The sequence below is a fragment of the Vallitalea guaymasensis genome (genome assembly GCF_018141425.1).
GTDB classification, from domain to species: domain Bacteria; phylum Bacillota; class Clostridia; order Lachnospirales; family Vallitaleaceae; genus Vallitalea; species Vallitalea guaymasensis.
Genome location: NZ_CP058561.1, coordinates 3932267 through 3955669, shown reverse-complemented (window position 1 = coordinate 3955669; position 23403 = coordinate 3932267). Strand labels below are relative to the sequence as shown.

Genomic DNA, 23403 nt, shown 5'->3' with positions numbered 1-23403 from the left:
TGAAAAAATGAAGAAATTTTTAGTATATATGTGTGCGCTTGTGATTAGCTTGAATGTGATGGGGGTTGATGTATCTGCCGCTGATACACCGGTAATAAAAAATGACATCTTAGTACAATCATTTTCTACAGGTGGTAAAACAATTAGTGAAGGAACAGAATTTGACTTAAATGTTACTTTTTCTGGTAGTATTCCTGGAACAGCAACTGACAAAAAAATTCAAATTGACCCAGGTAGTTTTGTAGTTAGAAATCAAGGGTTAATAATAAATTACCAAAATAATATTAATATTCCTATGAAGTGCTCAGGAACTAACAATACAATTACTTTAACTTGTAGTTATACCGACAGTGGTACAACATATCAGTCAATTAATAAGATCACAGTTGACATGGTAAAATACAGCGACAGCGGTTCATCATCACCAACAGACACTAGCAAATACACTCCAGAATTAGTAATAGAAAATCAAGAAATACCTACTGCTAATGCTGGTTCAGATATTGATTTAGCTCTAAAATTAAAGAATGCTGGTACATACACAGCTAAAAATATTACAGTTGAACTTATACCACCAACTGATAAAGATTTTAGTTATGAAACAAATACAATTAGTTTAATTGATAAAATACAGCAATTAAAGAAAACTGAAACTGCTGAATTAAACTATTCTTTCTTAGTTAAAGATTCAACACCTGCTAAGACATATAGTTGTCAATTAAAGTATACATACTTCAACTTATATGGTGACAAAGTAGAAAAAACACAAGACATATATATAAAAGTAAGAAAAGGTTTCCCTTCTGTTGATTTAAGATTATCAGAAGTAACTAACGATCCTGAAATAATCAAAGCAGGACAAAAAGTTCAACTTAGCTTCTTAGTTAACAATAATTATGGTTTATCTACTGTTAGCGCACTAGATGTTACATTAGAAGGATTAGGTAAAGGATTTACAATCGTTGATGGTGTTAACGGTCGTAGAATCAGTAACTTACGTCCTGATGCAAAAGGAGAAACAGTAACTTTTGACCTTTTCGCATCATCAGATTTGAAAAAAGGAAGTTATCCAATAACAGTAAATCTTAAATATAAAGACAGTTCTAATGCTGAAAAAGAAGTTAAAAAAGAAATCTATTTAATGGTAGACAGTGGAAATACTGATATTGCTATTAGAAATATCAAAGCTCCAACAGGTCAAATAAATGCGAGTCAACCATTCAACGTATCTTTTGATATTGTTAATACTGGTGAAGTAAAAGCAGAAGACCTTATTGTTACAGTAAAAGGTGACGAAGAAATTGTACCAATGTCACAAAACATACAAGTAATCAATGAAATGGAAGTCGGAGCAACTAAACAACTAACATACAAATTCCAACCAACTGAAGAAGCAAAAACTAAAACTCATTTACTTAACATTGAAATAAAAGGTAAAGATGAAGATGCATTTACAACTATCAATCAATATGTAGGTGTTTATGTAAAAGCTAAGAAAGAAAATGCTGATGGAACTACAAGTAAGCCAATCATTATTGTAGATAACTTTACTATTGTTTCAGAGTCAACTCAATCTGAGATAACTAATGCAGGTGAGAATTTTGACCTTACACTATATTTCAAAAATACACATGACAGTAAAAAAGTACAAAACATAAAGGTATCTTTGGGTGCTGAAGAAAATTCAGATACAGATAAAGCAAAAGCAGGTAGCGTATTTACTCCAGTTGAATCAAGTAGTACTTTCTTTATTAAAGAAATTGCTCCTGGTCAATCAATTGAAAAGCAATTAAAAATATTTACAATACCATTTGCTGCATCAAAGGTACATAACCTAAAACTTGATATTTACTATGAATATGAAAGCGATGAAAAATTACTTACTGAAACAATTAAAGATGCTATTCCTGTAACTGTAATTCAACCGTCCAGTTTTATTACTAGTGACATTAAAATACCAGAAACAATGATTGTGGGTAATCAAACAGACCTAGAATTTGATATAAGTAATACTGGTAGAACTTCACTTGATAATTTTACTGTCAGAGTAGAAGGATTCAGTAGTACTAATAGCAGGAATTATATAGGTAATCTAGAGACTGGTAGAAGTACTTATTACAGTAATGAAATATGGGTTGATGAAGAAGGCGAAATTACTGGTGCTTTAATTTTCACTTATACAAAACCAGATGGTAAAGAAGAAGAAGTAAGAAAAGAGTTCAAGACAGTAGGTCAAGCAATGGATTTCGGTCCATCAGAAGGAGATATGGGCATGGACATGGGAGAATTTGATAAAATGCCTGGTCAAGAAAAGAAATCAAATAAGACATTAATTATTATTATATCTTCTGTAGCCGCTGTAGCAGTAATAGTAACTATTATTATAGTAAGAAGAAAAATTAAGAAAAAGAAGGAAATGAACTTCGATGAATAAAATAGATTTAATAAGAATGGGACTTAAGAATTTATTTAGAAGAAAACTTAGAACCTTTCTTACTACTCTAGGTATTATAATAGGTACTATATCCATTGTGTTGATGGTCTCCCTTGGTTTGGGGATGCAGAAAAATATGGAAAAACAGATGAGTCAGTGGGGAAGTATAGACATCGTAGAAGTATACCCTGCAGGTGGCGGTGGTAACGAATACTATGGCGGTGGTATGGTTGTAATGGACGCTTATCCATCAAATGATAGTAATGCTAAAAATAAAAAGCAAAAAATTGAAAATAGTGATCTTGCAATAATTGAACAAATTGATGGTGTAGAAGCTGTTACTCCTATTATAGAACATACTGTAGTCATGAAGTCAAAAAAATTAATAAATAATTATGTTGAGATTAAAGGTATGACTCTAGAATTTATGGATAAATATGGATTAGAGCTTGGTGAAGGGCGTATGCTAACTGCTGAAGATACTAAATCATTTATTATTGGATATGAGCTATTATATAGATTCTATAATCCAAATAATCGTGAAGATAGGTGGCAATCTATGTTTGATCCAGAAACTGGAGAAAGAAAACCTCCTACTTTCAAACCATTAGAAAGCAAAATAACTATGAGTTTTGACAGGAATTATGGACGTGATGACAGATATAGTCGTTATGGTAATGAAGAAGAACAAAAACCAGTAAGACCAATGACTGTTAAAGCCGTAGGACAGTTATCAGAACACGCGGGTTGGCAAAAAAACGAGTGTGCTTATATGGAAATAAACCAATTAACTGAATTAAAAGATAAATATGATAAGATGACTGGTTATCGTGATACTGATGGTAGAAGACCTAAAAAAGATGGATACGAAAAGGTGTTAGTATATGTACCAAAACGTAAAAATCTTGAAAAAGTTCAAGAAGAAATTCAAAAACTAGGCTTTACTGCTAGAAGTGACGCCAATGCATTCAAACAGCAAGAATCCATGAGTAATACTATCAAAATGGTTTTCGGAGCTATTGGAGGTATCTCATTATTAGTTGCAGCTATTGGTATCACTAATACAATGGTTATGGCAATATATGAGAGAAGAAAAGAAATTGGTGTAATGAAAGTTATTGGATCATCCATAAAAGATATTAAAAAATTATTCCTCTTTGAATCAGCTACTATAGGTTTATTAGGTGGGATACTAGGAATATCAATAAGCATTGGTATATCCATTCTACTCAATAATATGCAAAATACTGCATTGTTGAATTTCTTACATATTTATGAAACAGGTGAAGCTAATCCAGATATTTTTATAATGCCTTCTTGGCTAATTGTATCTGCTATGGCTTTCACATCATTGATTGGTCTTATATCAGGTTATCTACCTGCACGTAAGGCAATGAAACTTAGTGCACTTGAAGCTATTAAGACAGAATAAAAAATATATTAAAGTAAGAACTTATAAGTCAATGGATATTCATATATTCATTGACTTATTTTTATTATATATTATAATTAAATATCTAAGAATGTTCATTACTGCATGTGAAAATATTATACTTCATGTGTTTAAAATAGTACTTCTCAATAAGAAAAACAAAGGAGATATTATGTATAGTATAGAAGAAATTAATATATCAAATATGATTGTACATATACTTGATACTAATCTAAGCGTTCCAGTGATTTCTATGGATGAAATGGAAAGTAATTATGAAATAAAAGAATTTTTTGCAAATCATATAGTAAAAACTCTTAATGATGACAGTATAAAAAACTGTGAATTCAACACAGATTATAATATGGTATATACATATGTTAAAGAATTTGCATCAGCAGAAGATAAATTCATTGATATGTCAATTAATATAGCTAATCAGTTGTTCTCTATTATGTCTTCTAATCTTGATATACCTTCAGCAGATTTGGCTATAATCAATTTTTCATGTAGAAGTAATAGATATTTGGCATTATTAAAACTAAATTATACTAATTCATTTATTCATTATACAGAGGTAGAAAATGAGTCTAATATCAATAGTATCATAAGACATAGGACTACACTTCCTAATATGGGACAAAAGATTAACGAAGCAGTAATTATAGATTTATCCAATTTAGACTTAAAAGTACTTGAAAAGAAATATGAGATAGATGGAAACAAAGAATATTATTTATCCATGCATTTATTAAGATGTAAGACTACCCTATCTTCAAAAGAACAATATAACATTGTCAAAAAAGCAACTGATTCAATCAGCAAGAAGTATTTTGATGAAGATGTTGAAAAGAAAATGGAAATCAAACAAGAACTATATAATAATATTGAAGAAACAGGAGAAATCAATCTGGATAAATTTGCGGATGATGTATTTAAGAATAATATAGAAGTAAAAAAAGAGTTTATTGAGAATCTAGAGAAAAAAGGGCTTGAAGAACCAGTAGTTACCCTTTCTGAAAAAACTATTACTCGTTCATTTGAGAAGCAAAGGATTAAAACCGATAATGGTATTGAATTAAAGATTCCTATGGAATTATATAATGATCCTAATAATATTGAATTTGTGACTAATCCTGATGGAAAGATATCTATATTAATTAAGAATGTTAATAAAATTATTCAATAGTGATGGCGAATAGTGTAGCTCACAGTCGTTCCAATAGTATAGGGGAATATTACGTCAGCCAGTTAAACGTCCGTGTTTAAAAGGCTGAGTTCGCCGTCCATGGCTCACTGCTTCATATTCCCCTATACTATTTACACTCTTTATAAATACCGCAGATATTAATTCAATTAAAGTGACTGATTTAGTAAATAATGCTAAAGACTAAGGCTCTACTAGAATTCTAGTAGAGCCTTTATTTACTCATTAAATTTAGTTTTGTTCGGCTTTTATTACTTTTAGGAAGTCTTCTAACTCAGTTCCTTCAACAATTATATCTGGTGTAATTCCTACATCATTGATGTTTTCTTCTAGGATATTCCAGTAGAAGCTTACTAGGTATAGTACGAATTCGCCGTTATTGTCTACGTATATTTGCTGTCCTACACCTTTTCCGTAAGTTGTTTTTCCTAATATCTGTACATTGCCTAAGAACTTTTTAAGCCCTAGTGCTAGTAATTCAGATGCACTTGCGGAATCATTATCAACTAATATTTTGATTGATTTGAATGGAACTCTATAATAGTCGGATTCAATATTAGATGTTTTACCGTCTCTATCTACCAAATAGCATGGTGAACAATCTGGTAATAGAACATCTAGCATTTCAGTAGCAGCGGATATAAGTCCTCCACCATTACCTCTTAAATCGATTATTAGTGTCTTTTTATAAGGTTTTTCTATTCCTTCGATATAATTTATGAACTTGCTGCTGGTTTGGTTTAAAAAGCTGCTTACTTTGATATATTCTGTAGAATCATCAATTTGTTTGTAGGTTACTTCTTCTTCACTTTCTCCTTCTTCATTTTTCTCTACTTTATAGAAGAATGTGAATTTATCATCATCTTGTTTAATACTTTCAATATAGTCATTAATATCATCTAGTGTAGCATTATCGTTTTTCATGAACTCCTTAGTCAAACTTGTCACATCTGTATTATTTAGATATAAATAGTTATCAAGTACAAATTCACCAACCTTAACAGAAATAGGCTTCTCACTCTCTTCGATTGCCATATCAAGTATTAGTTTGTATATGTTATATTCTTTATCTATTTTGTTTGAATATATCCTAGCTACATTGTATTTACCTACTAAGGTATAATATAAGCCCATATCAAAATATAGAGCAGAATCTGCTATTATTTCTTCTTTACATCGTAATGCTTTTTTGTATGCTTTGATGGCTTCATCTCTGTTATCTAACATGAGATTGGATTTGCCTTTATAATAATAGATGTATCTTTGATCCTGTAAATCTTCATTCTCTAATTGCTCATTAGTATACTCCAATAATTCATCATATTTAGTCTCATTCAATAAGATAGCCATTTTATGAGATTTTGCTAGATTATTATTTTCATCAAGTAGTAGTGCTTCATTGACATATGATAACGCTTCTTCATTATCTTTTGAACCGATGAATGTTTTACTTGCTATGAGTAAATAATTAATATATCTATCTAAATCCTCTTCTGAGTCAAGTGTACTCCAGTCAATACGATATATACATTTTGATGCTGATTCGTAATCTGCTTGTTCATTATATATCTCAGCTAGTAGAAAATATACACCATTACTATCTTCATTCAAACGTTGCTCTAAAAACATTTCCAATTGTTCTAATGCTTCTTCTTGTTTGCCTTGCATATAATAAGCATATGCTTTTTGTCCGTAAGCATAGATAGCTTTACTGTGTAATTTTAATGCTATATCAGAATATTTGATCGCTTGTTCATATTTTTCTTCTTCCATAGCTTTTTTTGCCTTCTCTAAGTAAGTAGTGGCTTGTTGTAATTTTTTAAGAGACTCAAAAATGCTATTAGGTATTACAAGCTTATTAGTCAGATTGAACTTATTAACCATTTCTAATTTGAATTCTCTTGTTATTTCATTATCCACATCATACTCTTTATGCTCTATTACAACTTTTTCAATCTTGTAGTTTGATTTATTGATATATATGGAATAATCAAATGTATCCAAGTCATAAAAGTCACTAGTCCAAAAATGCAACCAGTAGTTATCTTCAAATTTATCAAACTGTCTACTGAAAGAACTTTTTCCTTGTAGTATGTATTGTTTACTATCTTCAGTAAGTTTTAGTTTACTGCTCAAGTCACAACCATTATCAATAAAATTATATATATCAAAAAGATCTTTTTCTGTAGCTTCTTCTAGTTCATCATGCTGCACAAATCTCCAAGGGCTATTATCTTCTGAAATATATATCAGTTTATCATCAGCCCATTCACTGTAATAATGATTAGTAGGCTTGTTGTCTTCGCTTTTTGATTTCAGATTATATTTCTCACTGATGATTTTGTTCACTAGGTCTATACTATAATCAAGATTATATGTATTAACTACCTCTTCATCTTTTCTATCATCTACTATTGATACTTTCATATCATATCTTTTCAGATTGTTCATGACTTTTGTAGTTTTTGTTAATATGTCTTTTATCTTATTGTAGTCTTTATCAAATCCTGGATAAATCATGTTTTCGTTAGAACCATCTAAATCAATTTTCCATAACTGATCATTGAATGTATCATCGATATTTTCATAAGTCAACAGGTAGATAGAATCTTCTAAGCATGATAGTTGAATCACTTCGTATGCTTGAAATATTTTTTCTTTTTCTTCTCCATTCAATGGTACTCTAACCACTTCATCATAACTATTTAGATATATTATATAGTCTTTTGTTACGTCAAATTCGTAGGCTTCTACTGTATCTTGGATAAGTTCTGCTTTATTCCCTTTATCTAGAGATATTTTATATATGCCTGCTTGCTTGTTATCATTATATCCATTAGCCATTATATAAATATAATCATCCATAATTGTGAATTTTGAATTATATTTGGTGTCCAACTTCTTAGATATATCTGTATATGCTATTTTATCTTCTGTAATAATCATTTTTTGTAATCCATCATTTGATAAAATATATACTTCATCTTTATAAACTGTAAATGATATAATCTGTTTGTCAGTAATACTTCTTGCATCACTGCCATCTACTTTGACACTCCAAAAACTTGTATCATTGTATTCATTGTCTTTCAAGAAATATATTATATCTTCTACAACCAATAGATTATAAATATCCTCTGTCTCGTATAAAAGAGTTGGTTTATTATCATTGTTGGTGTCAATTTTATATATTCCAGATTTGTTCTCCTCATCATCTGCATAATTTATGTACCCATATATAACTCCATCCAATATATTAAGACCATAGATATTATTATCTGTTATCTTCTTTGTTACTCCTGAATCTAGGGTATATTTATATAAAGCATAATTATTATCACGTTCTACACAAGTATAGATTGCTCCATTTTCATAAGCCAATCTACTATAATTAATTGCATTCATACTTGTATTACCAAGTCTCCCCACAGGTGAGACAGTAGTATTTTCTTCTGCGTTAATTGAAAAACCAAGTAAAAATATTAGTAAAATACTAGTAACTATTGATGTACACACTTTTTTCTTCATCTTTTTTCTAGTCCCCTTATAATTAATTTTATACGTTGATATTAGCAAATATTGGGAGTATTGTCAATTAAGACTCTTTTAATAGGTAATAGAAGAATTCCAAACATTTATTAACGTTATCCACTGATAAATTTTCATTAGTACCATGTATCTTACCTAACTCATCGTTATGTAGTTTATAAGGTGAGAATCTATAGATGTTGTTGCACACTGGTTCATATTTTCTGGCATCAGTTCCAGCTAGTACTATATAAGGTGCCACTATAACGTCTTTATACACTCTGTTAGTTATATTTTCAATCTTTTTGAACCCTTCTGTTTTGGAACTTGATATCATTGAAGGATCTTCCATTCTGAGAGGTTGTATTTTAATTGGTATATCCTTATTAACTTGTTCTATATGATTAACCAAATCCTCTCCTGTTTCTCCTGGAAGTACTCTAAAATTACAGGTTACAGATGCTTTTTGTGGTAAAACATTAGGCTCCATACTCCCTTCTGCCATAGTTACTGCTGTTGTAGTTCTTAATAATGCATTCCCTGATTGCATTTTAGAGAACACTCTCACGAATAGAGGTCTAAATAACCATAGGTTAGATAATATAATTCTATTTAGAAGTTTCATTTCAGGTCCTATTTTAAGAAGAAATTCTTCAACAGGTTTTGTAAGTTTTAATTTACATTGTTTTGTTTCTAGATTATTGATTACCTGTCCAATCAAACCTAATGAAGTATGTTTTGGAGGCATGGATGCATGACCACCGTTACCTTCAATCTCTATCTTAATATTGCAATATCCCTTTTCTCCAATTCCTATTAAAGCAATAGGTTTAGCAATTTCTTTTATTGCACCTTCTGTGACACAACCACCTTCATCAAGTACATAATCAAATTCGATGCCTTGTCCTTTTAGATATTCTACTATCTTAACAGCACCTTGTTTTCCTCCTACTTCTTCATCGTGTCCAAATCCAAAGTATACATCTCTATCAGGCACAAAACCTTCCTTTAATAATAGTTCAGCCGCTTCTAATACAGCTATCATATGAACTTTTGTATCAATAGTACCCCTCCCCCAGATAATGTCATCTACAATGGCTCCACTGAAAGGTTCCTGTTTCCAGTCTTTTTCTGTTCCCTCTTCAATAGGAACAACATCCATATGTGCAGTAATGATTATAGGCTTTTTATTATTTTTGTTCTTTCCGTTCCAATGGTAGAGCAAACTATATTCATTGATTATTTTTCTATCTATGTTTTTATGTACGAGAGGAAACATTTCTTCAATTAAACTATGATATCTTTTGAACTGTTCCCAGTCTGTTATTGAATAGTCACTGTTGGAAATTGTTTTTATTTGAACTGACTTGGCTAATTTATTGGCACAAGCCATTCTATCATATTTTACATTACTATCTTGTTCACTAACATGAATATCTACATTTTTAAATCTTATAGTACGAACTGTAATAATGATTAGTAATAAAATGATAATTGCCAAAACCAAATATAAATACACAGTCATTTCCTCCTTTTATGTTTTTTATACCTCTTTGACAAATTTTTTGTTGTACATAATTCTTGCAGATATAACTGAAATCACACCCATTACTGGTATCATAACACCTTCAGCACCTGCTGGAACATTGAATATGGCAAATACTAGAACAACTATGGCTAGAGGTGTAACAGCTAATTTCCATTGTTTTTGAATCCAATATGCTCCAAGAGCTCCGAACAATGCAGGTAAAATATTGTCAAAAGCAGGTTTTAGAACAGCTGAATTAAGCACTGGTTCTAGAGGTACTACTGCAAGCATCCCCACGAATACCACAATGACAGTTACTATGGCAGATACGGCTATTGAGATTCCTGCAATGACTTCTCCCTCTTCTGTCTGTGGTTTTACACCTACGTTTTCCATACACATAAGGGCACATGGTATTTTCAGGTTAGTTACATTCCCTGTAACAAAAGCCAAGTAAGACCCACTAGTACCTAACATAGGTGTATATGTAGCAAATTCAGCTGCACACATAGGTATATATATCATACAAACCATACCTATCCCTTTTAGTAGGTTTATGACTGGTGGGAATATATTATATTTCATGCATATAACAGTTGGTATCAAGATAATCATAATCAACACACTGATTCCTGTTATTCTTCCGATTCTATGTACTCTATCATTATAATTCATAACGTATCCTCCTTATAGAATTCCTGTATATACTACAGCTAATATCATACCGCATAACATACTTACAGCTAATGAGAAATTATTGATCCAATCCAGTTTGAATTTGTTGCCTATGAATGTTAATAAGGTCATTATGATACCACTGCTGAGTAATACTAATAATGCAACGCCTCCTTCAACTATTGGAGGTCCTATAAAGACAGATAGCATACCAAAAAATAATGCGTTTATTAATATAGCTAACCAATTAGAATCCTTTTTCTGTATATTCTTCATTTTATTTTGATACCACTTTAAACCGATAATACAAAATAATAATCCCCATATAATTCCTATACTCATTATCCACATGGAGTTACCAAAAACCAAAGAAGTATACCCTTCAGCTCCAAGCTTAGCAACTCCCATGCTCTTAGCTCCAATATCTGCAGATATGAGTTCATAAGGTGCAGAACCAACTATTGATAACCGCATCCACGAGAAAGGGATTCCTAGAACAGGTGCAATTGCAATTAATGAGATGATAATCGGAATTGACGGAACGATTGAAAAGATTGCACTTGATTTTACAGCACTCATCATCTTTTCCTTTGACATTCCTATAGCGATTCCACGCTTCCAAGATATGACTAAGAATACAACACATTGAATTAATACAAATAAGATAAGAACAGCTGCTAAAATGAATATTATGTTACTATTAGCAATTTCCATATAATCTTTCATTGTCTTCCCCCTAATGTAGTTTTTATGTATCTCTTTTAAAAATATAAAAAGGCGGATATTTATACCATATCCACCTTTTATTATACCATTAATTAACATTTTATACAATGAATCTGCAATTTTAGCACCTTTATATTATTTGCAAGTAAAAAGAGAACACAATTAACTAATAATCAATTTCCCAAACTGGTCAGGTACATGAAAATTAGGATATTCGAAATCTATGTTATTCCATGCAGCATACTGTGGCTCGGTTAAACCTCCACATCTATAGAAATTACCATACCAGCATCCCTTATCGTAACTAATCTCCTTACCGCTCATTTCTTCTAATACTTCTATTGGCAGTATTATTGATAGTTCCCATGCTTTATCATCACTTGATTCTTCTTTTGTTATAGTTTTGATTGAAGAAATTATAGTAATCCTATCTCGTTGTTCCTTGGTACAAAAGACTTTTTCGCCTTTTTCACTTTTGTAGCTTAGATGAAGTACACCACAGCAATTCATTTCCATATTGTAGTATCCTCCACCTAGATTATCTTCTGGAGTAACAAAAAATTCAAAACAACTGTCTAGGTAAACATCTCCATTTAATTTTGTTTCTTTACTGTAACTATGAATATCTTCGCATAAAGCTTTTATCTCAATACATCTATTATGTATGACAGTTTTAACATGTGTAGCTTGTTTCAGTCCACTTTCATACCATGGGTAATTATCAATAGTTAATTCATCTACCTTATCCCAATCAATGTCTTTATCATTAATAATCTTAACATTATATTGATTCATAGCTTCTCCTTTTAATTTACTTTATCTTCTATATATTTTGCTGCTTCTTTGTCAAGTATAACTATGACATGAGGATGCAATTGTAAAATCGAAGCAGGTACGTTAGGAGAAATTTCTCCAAATAACATTTTTTCTATGATCTTAGCTTTTGCTTCACCATTTGCTAGAAGGACTATTTTCTTAGACTGCATAATAGTTTTCATACCCATGCTAATAGCCTCTTTTGGTACTTCTTCAATTGAATCAAAGAATCTTGAATTGGCTTTTATTGTTTCATCATCAAGAGTCACTTTATGTGTACCTGACTCAAATGTTACATCAGGCTCATTGAAACCAATATGTCCATTTGTTCCAATACCTAATACTTGTAAATCAATTCCGCCAGAATTATAAATGTTTTTATCATACTCGTAACACTCTGTTTCTATATCTTTCGCTTTTCCATTAGGGATATTAATATTTTCTTCATCAATATTTACATGATTGAAAAGGTTGTCTTTCATATAATAATAATAGCTTTGGTCGTTAGTTTTATCTATAGGATAATATTCATCAAGATTGAAGGTCTTAACCCCGCTAAAATCAACTTCATCTTCTTGGTACATCTTGACTAACTCTCTATACATACCAACTGGAGTTCCTCCTGTTGCTAATCCCAATATGCTGTTTGGTTTTAGATTAACTTGAGAAGCTACTAGTGTTGCAGCTTTCTTGCTCATTTCTTCATATGTACCTGTAACAATTATTCTCATACCTCTAATTTGATTTTTCATATAATGTCTTCCCTTTCCCAATTGTATAGTATATATCTAGTTTGTCATTAACAATGGCAATATCAGCGTCTTTACCGATATCCAAAGTACCTTTTCTGTCTTCCACACCAATATATTTTGCTTGATTGATAGTTGCTGATTCTATAACTTTCTCCAATGAGTAATCTGAGTGTTTTGTAAAATTATAGATAGCTTTATTTAATTTTAATGAACTACCTGCAATGGTACCATCAGTTAACATGCATTTTCCCTTTTGTAAAAATACTTTTTGTCCCCCAAGGCTATATTCACCGTCGCTAAGTCCTGCTCCCATGATGGCATCTGTTATCAACAATACTTTGTCCATGCCTTTGACACGAGCTATCAGATTGAATAATGCTGGATTAACATGTATAGTATCTGCAATTATTTCACATCTTATGTCAGAATTCATAACCGCTCCAACTACACCTGGATTCCTGTGATGAAGACCTGTCATAGCATTGAAGAAGTGGGTACAAGAGCATACTCCTGCTTCTATTCCTGCCATTGCTGCATCATATGAAGCTGCTGAATGTCCCATGGAAAATCTAATACCATAGTCTTTTGTATATTTTTCTATAAATTCAAGAGAACCTTTTACTTCTGGAGCAATAGTAATTATTTTAATAATGTCTTCATAACCTTTTATTACTTCTCCATCCGGCTCTTTTATGAACTCTTCTGATTGAGCTCCCTTATATTTCTCACTGATGAAAGGTCCTTCTAGATGTGTACCTAATACTTCTGCACCATATGTCTTTTCTTCCATAAGATTCTTAATAGTACCAAGTGCTTTCCTTATAGTAGGAACGTCCATTGTCATAGTTGTTGGTAAAAATGATGTTACCCCATTTTCAGGTATACTCTTACTTATAGTCCTTAATGTATCAATATCACCGTCCATGGTATCATGTCCTTTATAGCCATGTATATGTACATCAATAAATCCTGGAACAATATAGTTGCCTTTTGCATCAATCTTATCATCAATGGTTTCATCATCTAATTGACTTTCATCAATAATCTTATTTATTGTATCATCAAATAAAATTACTTTATTACTTACAAACTTTCCATCAATCAATATTTTTCCATTATGGATACATTTCATGTAATCACCCTTTCTTGTATGTTATTATAGCTTTGCCCTTTGCTTTAATAAGTTAATTTTTATGTTGAATATAACATTAATGTCATATTGTTCTCTAATTCAAAATATCTTCTATAGTTTGTTCCATAGCTATTTTAACTGCTCCCACCAAACTGGAATCTTTTGCTTTTGCAATATCAACTGATGTATGGAAAGGAACTAAGTTAGATACCACTTCATTGATCCTAATTAAAATTGATTCATCCAAGTTAGGTATATCTCCACCAATAACAACATTTTCTATATCTAATAGAGATGTGATATTGGCTATGGTTATTCCTAAGTATTTAGATACTTTGTCCATAAGATTCTGGCAATATTCATCTTTTTGTTTCAGCGCTTGTGCAAATTTATTTATTGATATATTATCCATATTGCCATCGCATAATTTATATAATTTACTATCGGTTATATTTTTGAAATCTTTTTTTATAATTTTTATGATACCTGTTTTGGAAGCAACTTCCTCAATGTTAACGTACTTTCCATCCACATGTATATTAGGAACTGTGAATCCTATTTCACCTGCTCCGTTTCTATCTCCTTCGTATAGTCTCCCATTAATAATAAGTCCTGCACCAATCCCTACATCCACACTTATATATAAATGATTATTGATATCCATCAGCCCTGTGATGATTCTCTCTCCTATGATAGCCAGGTTGATGTCATTCTTAATTATTATTTTGGAGTCAAATACTTTATCTATGGCATTAGTTAATTTTTGTAGTTTTATTTGATTAACTTTTTCAGATAATATATTAGGAAATGCTCCATTGCTGATAATTCCTGGATAGGAAATCCCTATACAATATATATCTGATTTATCTATATTATTATTATGTATAAAATCCTCAATAAAAGTTATACAATCTATATCATCAGGGTGATTATATTCAATATCCAAGGTGTATTTTATATTACATAACAAATCACCTAGAGCAATCTTGAATCGTCTTTTTGATATATCTATACCTAGGACGTATTTATGGTCCTTATTGAAATTAACTAGAATAGACTTTTTACCTAATTCATTATCGCCTTTTCCTTCTTCAATAAGAATGCCATACTCGATTAATTCATTAGTATTTTTTGATATGGTTGGTTTACTTACTTCAAGTACCTTAGCTAAATCGGCTCTTGAAGCAGCTCCATTCTCCATTAAATACTTAACTATCGCCTTCTGATTATTCTTTTTCACCATAGATTGATTGCCTGCTCTAGTCATAAATAATCTCCTTGTTATATATAGTTAGTAAAGTTTATTTACTTATTATTATAATACTAATTTATGCCCAATTTGTCAATATGATAATTGATCATTAACTATAATTACCACAAAAATTACTCCATTCATCACTAACTACATACCTATAATATGTTATTAATTATGCATTCTATCCTTTAAATCATGTCGTTCGTCAGGATTTGTTGAAATTTTTTTAATTATGTGTATATAATGTTTTAAAAATGAAAGGAGCTAATTATGGGAAACACAAAATATAATTTAAAGGATTTATCCAAAAAAGAAGATGACATAATAAAAATAGCTGAAAGAGCAGACTATATATTTAATAAATTCAAAATAATTAGCAATTCTATTGACACCGACATTGTTAGAAGAGATAATATAAATAATGAGCTTAATTCTTTACTGAATGAATTTCAAAATCTTATTGAACATACTTACAACACAAGTAAGATTATTAATGAAGCAATAACTGAATATAGTCATGGTGAGAAGCAAATACAAAATCTTCTGAATGGATTATTAGAAATAAACACTGACTCAGTTGGTACAGGAACAAAACACTCCAAGGAAGATGCTATATCTGGTTTCAGTATTTTACATAAATGGTTTAAAGATATTTGCAATCAATTAACAAGCAGCATAAAACATTTAAAAGATTTCTTTGATAATAACGGTATTCGTATTATCAATCAACCTACTTTTAAATGGCTTGGCCATAGCATAGACGATTATGAATCATACTTTGTAGATAGAATTAAACAAATACAACAATATATTAGCGAAAAAGGAATAAACATTGATGTAACAGGTATAGTGGATAAAGCTACTTTTCAAGCTCTACGTATGATTGGGTTTGATGACCTAAAAGATAATGGTCTAATTACGAATTCTATTGATGCTCTAAGCCTCAATATATACGACTACTTTAATGATCTTCCAGCTTTCTTTGATGATTATACCGTCAAACCTCCAGATTGGATATTGACTAAGGTAGAGAATGCAGTTAGTGTATTAGACCATATTCCTGATGTTACTAGGGAAACAGTATATTTTTTCAAAGATACTTATCCATATTCAATACCTTATCAAGCTTTTACTTACGCTACACAGAATGGGTGGTTTCCAGAAGCCTTTGATTTAGCAGGGTTTGAAAGAAAAGATGGGATATACCATGCTAAACAGGATGCATTATTACAAAGTCAAAAATATGTAGGATATAATGCTATCTATGACTATGTTTTTGATTGTGCTACAAGTATGGATACAAAAATTTTTGATTTCACCTGTGATAATAATAATGAAAAATATAGATTATGGTTTTGGAAAGGTGATTATCTTAACCTTGGTGCAGGTGCTGAAGTAGGAATATATTATGGTGGTGGACCTCATTGGTTAATAGATAAAGATTTGGCCCTACCTATGACTTTGTCACTAGAAGATAGTGATAATAATGAAATTTTTGATTGGGACCCTGAAGAAAATAACTGGTGGATAACTGGATTCAATCCTGATATTCAAAATATAAAAGCTAATGATCTTACGGTTAAAGCAACAATAAATTTTTCAGATAATCCAGAGATGTGGAAAAGTTTTTATGATATATATCAAGATAATTCTATGTGGACATTTTATGAAGACTCTATGCGAGCAGAATGTAAATGGGAAGCAAAACCATTAGAAAGGAGAAAAAATGATTAATAAAAATAAATTACTGTTATTTACAATAATCACACTACTTACTTTAGCCTTATCCTCCTGTAGTCTTTTTTATAAAACATACTCCAGAGATGATGCTAAAATATCCGAGACACGTTTTGATGAAATTATAGAAGCCTTAAATAATAAAGATTCAGAGACATTAAAAGCTATGTTCTCTTCAAATGCATTAAAAGAAGCTGATAATATTGATGAGGATATAGAATATTTGATGGATTTTTATAAAGGTGAAATAATATCAATAGAAAGTGCTAGAGAAGGTTCTGATTCCAAAGATGGAGACGATAGAGAAATTGACCTAAAAACCCTCAACTTTGTCAGCACTGATGAGGATGAATATATAGTGTTTTACATTGACAATTTAACTGATACCAAGGACCCTGACAATGTTGGACTGGATATGCTACAAATAATTAAACAATCCGATCGAAAAACTCAGTTTGATTGGGGAGGAGATAAAACATACTGTAAAGGAATTTATCGCCCACCTACTACAGAAACTACCACTGATTAGACATTAAAATCAATAAGATAAGAAAGAGACTGTATCATTCACGATTACAGCCTCTTTCCTAATATTAGTTTGCCATTATTTCCAACTCAACAAAATGGTGGATAAAACTTAAAAATATATTGAAAATCAAGGTAATCATTTTTATTCCAAGTGATTACCTTGATTTTATATGTTAGATTTATTGCACTTTCTAGTTCCCTTCTTTATAAATATTCATATTAGCAATACATTATTAACCACTTCATCATAATACTCTTTTCCCAAATCATGCAAAAAGAAATGACTTCCTTGGAATTCTTTTATTACAAACATATCAGTTGTAACCAGTCCCCATCTTTCCATTAGTTTCTTATTAGCATCAAAATCCTCTCTTCCTGCATGAGCTATAATAGGAATGTCAACTACTTCATCTTTGTAAGCTAAGGATTCATTTAACTTATAATCATTTTTTATGGCAGGTATTATAACTTTCAGTATTTCCTCATTTTCCAAAATCTCTGAAGGTGTTCCGTTGTTTCTTTTCAATTCCTTTACTAATTCATCATCTTCCATGTAGGTCTGATACCTGTCTTTTATATCATCTACAGGTGCATGTCTACCCGCAACAATCAAGGAAGAAGGCTTATTATTATACTTATTCTGTAATATGTAGGCAGTTTTAAAAGCTATCATTGCTCCCATACTATGCCCATATAGTGTATAATCTTGTCCGCAGGATACTTCATTTATGGCCTTAGCTACTTCTGGAATCAAATCTTCGTAGTTGGAGATATAATCTTCAGTCATTCTTGTTGCCTTACCTGGTAATTCAATAGATAATATATCTATATCAGTATCATACATCATCCAAGGTCTATACGTAGAAGCACTTCCTCCTGCATGATGAAAACAAAATACTTTGTGTTTTTTCTTATCTTTCAAGGATTCCATATCTTTGAATGGAAACCATTTCTTATACCTTTCCATAATTACCTATTTCTCCCCTTTCTCCAGTTTGATACTATATAACTCCATTATAGCATTAGTCACATTTACTATGGATATCAATTTATTTTTTTCATCTTTTATTTCAATAGTCCATAGATGGGTTCGTTTACCTCTATGAATCAGTCTTCCTATCCCCTGTAAAAAGCCACCTATTTTTTTAGGTCTAAGATGATTAGCAGTTATGTTTTGACCTACAGCCATGTAGTCTTCATCAAGAATATTCTTTGAGCCCAACCCAGCCAATGTCTCAGCAAAAGTAATTGTCAATCCCCCATGAACTATACCATAACTCTGATCATAAAAATCAGTAATATCTATTCTTGCTTCAATATAATCATCTTTCAGCACTACATTCTTCATATCCATGACCTGTAAAATATTCAAAAGCTATACCTCCTTCTTATTGTAATACGTAGTATATTTCTTAAGTCTATCCATACTCACTTCATAACCGAAACTAATACTGCTGCTTAAATCATAATAACTCTTGTGAAATTCAAGTGGTGGAGATATCAGATCTTCACTAAAATATCTAGATGTTGAAGATATATCACCTTCCATACAATTATCCTGCAAAAAAGCAAGATTAACTTGTATCATCTTTCCTATGCTGCTTTCAACCATGCTTCCCATCCAGAAGTGTATGCCCTTAGCTCTGCATATCTTGATTGCTTCTTTTGTATAATATATCCCCCCTAATCTTGAACATTTTATATTGAGCATTTTAATTGCCTTTAGTGAAATAGCTTTTTTTAGACCTTTTGTATTCATAATGCTTTCATCTAGACATATGGGAGTTATCAACTGTTTTTGTAACCAAGCAAGTTCTTTCATTTTTTTGTACCCAATTGGTTCTTCTATACAAATAAAGTTCATGGAATCATAAATCTTAAGTTCTTTTATATCATCTATAGTAAAACTTCTATTGGCATCTAATAGAAATCTTAGCTCAGGAAAATCATGTACAATTTTAATTATCTTAGGAAGACTGGTTTTCGGTTTTATCTTTAGTTTGAATCTCTCATATCCTTCATTAGAGTATTTTTTGATATTATAATATAATGCTTTATATTCCATGTCACCAAGTGCTATGCCACCTTTTATCTTTTCCTTCAAGACCTCTCTATCAAATAGATAATCCATTGCCTTTATATTATTTGTTCTGCAAAATAAGTCTATTAATGCAGCTTCTATAGCTGCTATAGTCATAGGATACTTATTATCAATGATTTCGTGAATTTCCAAAGGGTCATCTATTTGGAGGTTCAATAATCTATCTATGTAATCATTTTCTAGGATATGTAATGAACTATCGATGGTTTCATCTGTATAAAAGGGTTTATTAAAAGCCACAACCTCTCCATATCCATGATTTCCATTGTAATCCGTTATTTTTATTACAATAGTTTCCCTTTTATTAAGACTTGATTTGGATGAAGTGAATATAAACTTTATATCAAGATGGATTTTAAAAAGCTCAACTCTCTTTATCTTCATATTCACAACTCCTCAAAGCTTTTTTCATTATTTTCCCTGTGGAATTTTTAGGTAGACTCTCTCTAAAAATTATCTCTTTTGGGATTTTATAATTGGCTAACTGTGATTTCAGGTATTCTATTATATTATCCTCGGATAATACTGTGACAATATAGAGTACTGGTACATAACCCCATTTGGAATCTCTTTTTGATATGACAGCGCACTCATTTACATGAGGATTATTATATAAGATATTTTCTATTTCTTTGGGATATATGTTTTCACCTCCAGAAATAATTAAGTTGGATCTTCTATCAAGTATATATAAAAATCCATCATCATCAAAATAGCCAATATCTCCAGTACAAAAATATCCTGATAATCCATCCTTATTTAAATATCCTTTCATAAGCATAGATGATTTTATGGTTATTTCTCCTGCTGGGTAACCATCTTTTGTATGTTCCAAAAATTTATCAGTATTTATCTTAATATCTACATGTTCCATTGGTTTTCCTACTGATTTTAATTTATCTAAGTTATCCAGTACATTAAAATTAACTACTTGACTAGTGGTCTCAGTCATACCATAACTTTTGTAGATAGAAACATTCAATTTTACAGATTTGTTGATTAAATCATCTTCTATGAATTCTCCTCCTAAAAGCATGACTCTAAGATTATGTTTTTCTATCCTATCTATTATCCTTCTTAACATAGTGGGTACCATAGATACCATATTAACCTTATTATTGTTTATTAGATATATGACCTTATCTTCGTCGAATTTTTCTAAAATGGTTATAGCTGTACCATTATACAGACTTCTAAGTAATACCATCAATCCTCCCACATGAAACATAGGAAGAACTAAGAGCCAATTATCATCTGGACAGTATCCTAATGATTTTTTTGAAGCTTGTACATGACTTGTTATCTGATTTATTGTTATGGGAACGGACTTGAACCTGCCAGTTGTAGCACTGGTATTCATTATAAATAGTACTTTGTCACTCTCATAATTTTCATCTTTATACTTGTTCATATTACCATCAATATGAACATTGGTAATATCTGATTCATAAGGCTCAGTAATCTGTGTACCGAATACCTCTTTGAATGAAATGTATCTATTGTCACTTGAAAAGATCACTGATATATCCAGCTCATCAATTTGTTCCTTTATCTCCTTGTTTTTTAACATAGAATTTAGAAGTAGGGTCTCTACTTCTAAATTCATCAAGGCTAATAACATCATTGCAAATTCCACTGAATTGTTAGATATGATTGCAACTCTATTATTATCTCCTATATATTTTTTTAATTTTATGGTTAGCTTATTTGTCTCTGTATACACTTGTCTATAGGTAAGTGAATTAATGAATTTTTTGTCTGGCATAGTTTGACTATGCTTATATAGCTGGTTCATAATTATCACCATCAAGGGAATTTATAAAATTTATCGAACTCTGGTTCTCTCTTTTCTTTGAAAGCATCCCTGCCTTCTTTACCTTCTTCACTAGTATAGAACAATAGTGTTGCATCGCCTGCTAATTGCTGTAACCCTGCTATACCATCAGTATCAGCATTAAATGAAGATTTTAAGAACCTTAAGGCAGTAGGTGAGTGCTGCAATATTTCTTTTGCCCATTTTACAGTTTCATCTTCTAATTGATCAAATGGTACCACTGTATTTACAAGACCCATTTCCAAAGCTTCCTTAGCAGTGTATTGTCTGCACAGATACCATATCTCTCTTGCTTTCTTATGACCAACTATTCTAGCAAGATAACCTGCACCATATCCTCCATCAAAGGAGCCGACTTTTGGTCCTGTTTGTCCAAATTTAGCATTCTCTGAAGCTATGGTCAAATCGCAAACTATATGAAGAACATGTCCTCCTCCAATAGCAAAACCATTTACCATTGCGATTACTGGCTTTGGTATAATCCTTATTAGATGTTGCAAGTCTAGAACATTCAATCTTGGAATTTGGTCATCTCCCACGTAACCTCCGTTACCTCTAACCTTCTGGTCACCACCTGAACAAAATGCTTCTTTTTCTTCACCTTCACCATGATTAGCTCCAGTTAGCACAATAACTCCAATGCTGCTGTCTTCTCTAGCTATTGTAAATGCATCTATTAATTCCATTACAGTTTTGGGTCTAAACGCATTTCTCACGTGAGGTCTATTTATTGTAATCTTAGCAATCCCCTCATGAGTTTCGTATATGACATCTTCATAATTTCTTGTTCCTTTTATCCAATTAATCTTATCCATGTAATACCTCCGTTATTTATATTTATATATTTAATATGATTGATGATTCCTTATAAAATTCTAAATAATATGTTAAATACCATTATGAATTTTCATTCACTATGAGATAGTCTAATCTCATTTAATAACTTATTGATTGACTGAGTTTTTTCCATATGAACATTATGTCCGCTGGACTTAACTCTAACATGTTTTATATTTCTTATCAGCTTAGTAAGTTCCTCTCCTATAGATGTATATTTTTTATCTATTTCACCACTTATATATGTTACACCTATATTCAGTTTATATAATTCATTTCTAAGGCAGTTAACTCTACCTTGACTAAAACCTATAAGTGAGTTGGATAACCCAATTATATTATTGCTGAGTCTAATCTTCTTTATAGTATTTCTTGCATCTTCACCTAACATCTTTTGAGTTTTGAATATCAATATATTACTCCAATAGGATTCAAACCACTCTATTCCATTATGTCTTATCTCTTCAGCTAACCTACAATCATTATAATAACGTTTATCACGTATTGATTGGTCTTCTATACCATAAGAAGATGATTCTAAGATAAGATGGCTTAACTCTTCTTGATATTCAAGAGCATATGCTAAAGCCATTCTTCCTCCCATTGAATAACCATAAAATATATACTTTGTATCAGTTATAGACTTAACTATATAGTTAATTGCCTTTATTAAATATTTCACATTATAGTATTTCATATCCTTAGGCGACTGGGTTTTCCCATGTCCTATGAGATCTATAAAAATTCTTTTATATCCTGTACAATCCAAATACCTGAAAGTACTCATATTTTCTGAGTAACCATGTAAAAACACTATAGGTATTCCATCACCTTCAACTTCTACATTGTAATTAATATCTTTATATTTTATCTTCATAGCT

The 23403-nt window shown here is 31.0% G+C and carries 19 protein-coding genes; 5 read left to right on the top strand and 14 right to left on the bottom strand.

Annotation, left to right across the window (positions count from 1 at the left end):
* The first annotated feature begins 7 nt into the window (after positions 1-7).
* The 3 genes from HYG85_RS16910 (at position 8) to HYG85_RS16900 (ending at position 5055) form a co-directional block, all read left to right on the top strand.
* Positions 8-2434 carry a COG1361 S-layer family protein gene (locus tag HYG85_RS16910; RefSeq protein ID WP_212690643.1) on the top strand — a complete coding sequence of 809 codons (2427 nt, stop codon included), beginning with the start codon at positions 8-10 and terminating at the stop codon, positions 2432-2434.
* The gene (locus tag HYG85_RS16905; RefSeq protein WP_212690642.1) at positions 2427-3866 is read left to right on the top strand and encodes an ABC transporter permease; all 1440 of its coding nucleotides are present in this window, start codon (positions 2427-2429) and stop codon (positions 3864-3866) included. Before HYG85_RS16910 ends, HYG85_RS16905 begins: the two co-directional genes overlap by 8 nt.
* A gap of 172 nt (positions 3867-4038) precedes the next feature.
* Positions 4039-5055 carry a nucleoid-associated protein gene (locus HYG85_RS16900; RefSeq protein ID WP_212690641.1) on the top strand — a complete coding sequence of 339 codons (1017 nt, stop codon included), beginning with the start codon at positions 4039-4041 and terminating at the stop codon, positions 5053-5055.
* Between the two features lie 249 nt (positions 5056-5304).
* On the opposite strand, the gene HYG85_RS16895 is transcribed toward HYG85_RS16900, so the two are convergent.
* From HYG85_RS16895 to HYG85_RS16860, 8 genes are all read right to left on the bottom strand, one after another.
* Entirely contained in the window at positions 5305-8601 is a 3297-nt protein-coding gene (locus HYG85_RS16895) for a S41 family peptidase (RefSeq protein WP_212690640.1), read from the bottom strand.
* A 67-nt stretch (positions 8602-8668) separates the two neighbouring features.
* Positions 8669-10120: a M20/M25/M40 family metallo-hydrolase gene (locus HYG85_RS16890; protein ID WP_212690639.1), complete on the bottom strand. Its 1452-nt coding sequence runs from the start codon at positions 10118-10120 to the stop codon at positions 8669-8671.
* A gap of 24 nt (positions 10121-10144) precedes the next feature.
* A complete protein-coding gene (locus HYG85_RS16885; RefSeq protein WP_212690638.1) occupies positions 10145-10804 on the bottom strand; it encodes a hypothetical protein in 660 nt (219 codons plus the stop codon).
* A 12-nt stretch (positions 10805-10816) separates the two neighbouring features.
* On the bottom strand, positions 10817-11530 hold the full coding sequence (locus HYG85_RS16880) for a DUF5058 family protein (protein WP_212690637.1): 714 nt from the start codon (positions 11528-11530) through the stop codon (positions 10817-10819).
* Between the two features lie 162 nt (positions 11531-11692).
* Positions 11693-12325, bottom strand: coding sequence for a carbohydrate-binding family 9-like protein (locus HYG85_RS16875; RefSeq protein WP_212690636.1), 633 nt, complete (start codon positions 12323-12325; stop codon positions 11693-11695).
* A gap of 11 nt (positions 12326-12336) precedes the next feature.
* On the bottom strand, positions 12337-13077 hold the full coding sequence (gene nagB, locus HYG85_RS16870) for a glucosamine-6-phosphate deaminase (RefSeq protein WP_212693783.1): 741 nt from the start codon (positions 13075-13077) through the stop codon (positions 12337-12339).
* Between the two features lie 4 nt (positions 13078-13081).
* Entirely contained in the window at positions 13082-14230 is a 1149-nt protein-coding gene (gene nagA, locus HYG85_RS16865; RefSeq protein WP_212690635.1) for an N-acetylglucosamine-6-phosphate deacetylase, read from the bottom strand.
* A gap of 94 nt (positions 14231-14324) precedes the next feature.
* Positions 14325-15497, bottom strand: coding sequence for an ROK family transcriptional regulator (locus HYG85_RS16860; RefSeq protein WP_212690634.1), 1173 nt, complete (start codon positions 15495-15497; stop codon positions 14325-14327).
* Between the two features lie 258 nt (positions 15498-15755).
* Here HYG85_RS16860 and HYG85_RS16855 point away from each other — a divergent pair, with 258 nt between their 5' ends.
* Complete coding sequence (locus HYG85_RS16855; RefSeq protein ID WP_212690633.1) at positions 15756-17219, top strand: DUF4474 domain-containing protein; 1464 nt, start codon at positions 15756-15758, stop codon at positions 17217-17219.
* Positions 17212-17751, top strand: a complete 540-nt coding sequence (locus HYG85_RS16850) for a DUF5104 domain-containing protein (RefSeq protein WP_244971217.1) — start codon at positions 17212-17214, stop codon at positions 17749-17751. Before HYG85_RS16855 ends, HYG85_RS16850 begins: the two co-directional genes overlap by 8 nt.
* Positions 17752-17964: 213 nt before the next feature.
* On the opposite strand, the gene HYG85_RS16845 is transcribed toward HYG85_RS16850, so the two are convergent.
* From HYG85_RS16845 to menH, 6 genes are all read right to left on the bottom strand, one after another.
* Positions 17965-18717, bottom strand: a complete 753-nt coding sequence (locus tag HYG85_RS16845) for a thioesterase II family protein (RefSeq protein WP_113671175.1) — start codon at positions 18715-18717, stop codon at positions 17965-17967.
* Positions 18718-18723: 6 nt separating this feature from the next.
* Complete coding sequence (locus HYG85_RS16840) at positions 18724-19122, bottom strand: PaaI family thioesterase (RefSeq protein WP_244971216.1); 399 nt, start codon at positions 19120-19122, stop codon at positions 18724-18726.
* A gap of 3 nt (positions 19123-19125) precedes the next feature.
* A complete protein-coding gene (gene menC / locus HYG85_RS16835) occupies positions 19126-20235 on the bottom strand; it encodes an o-succinylbenzoate synthase (protein ID WP_212690632.1) in 1110 nt (369 codons plus the stop codon).
* Positions 20216-21646 (bottom strand): o-succinylbenzoate--CoA ligase, encoded by a 1431-nt coding sequence (gene menE / locus HYG85_RS16830; protein WP_212690631.1) that lies wholly within the window; start codon positions 21644-21646, stop codon positions 20216-20218. The genes menC and menE overlap by 20 nt, the downstream gene beginning before the upstream one ends.
* 11 nt (positions 21647-21657) lie before the next feature.
* Complete coding sequence (gene menB, locus HYG85_RS16825; protein ID WP_113674059.1) at positions 21658-22500, bottom strand: 1,4-dihydroxy-2-naphthoyl-CoA synthase; 843 nt, start codon at positions 22498-22500, stop codon at positions 21658-21660.
* A gap of 92 nt (positions 22501-22592) precedes the next feature.
* Positions 22593-23399, bottom strand: coding sequence for a 2-succinyl-6-hydroxy-2,4-cyclohexadiene-1-carboxylate synthase (gene menH, locus HYG85_RS16820; RefSeq protein ID WP_212690630.1), 807 nt, complete (start codon positions 23397-23399; stop codon positions 22593-22595).
* Positions 23400-23403 lie beyond the last annotated feature (4 nt).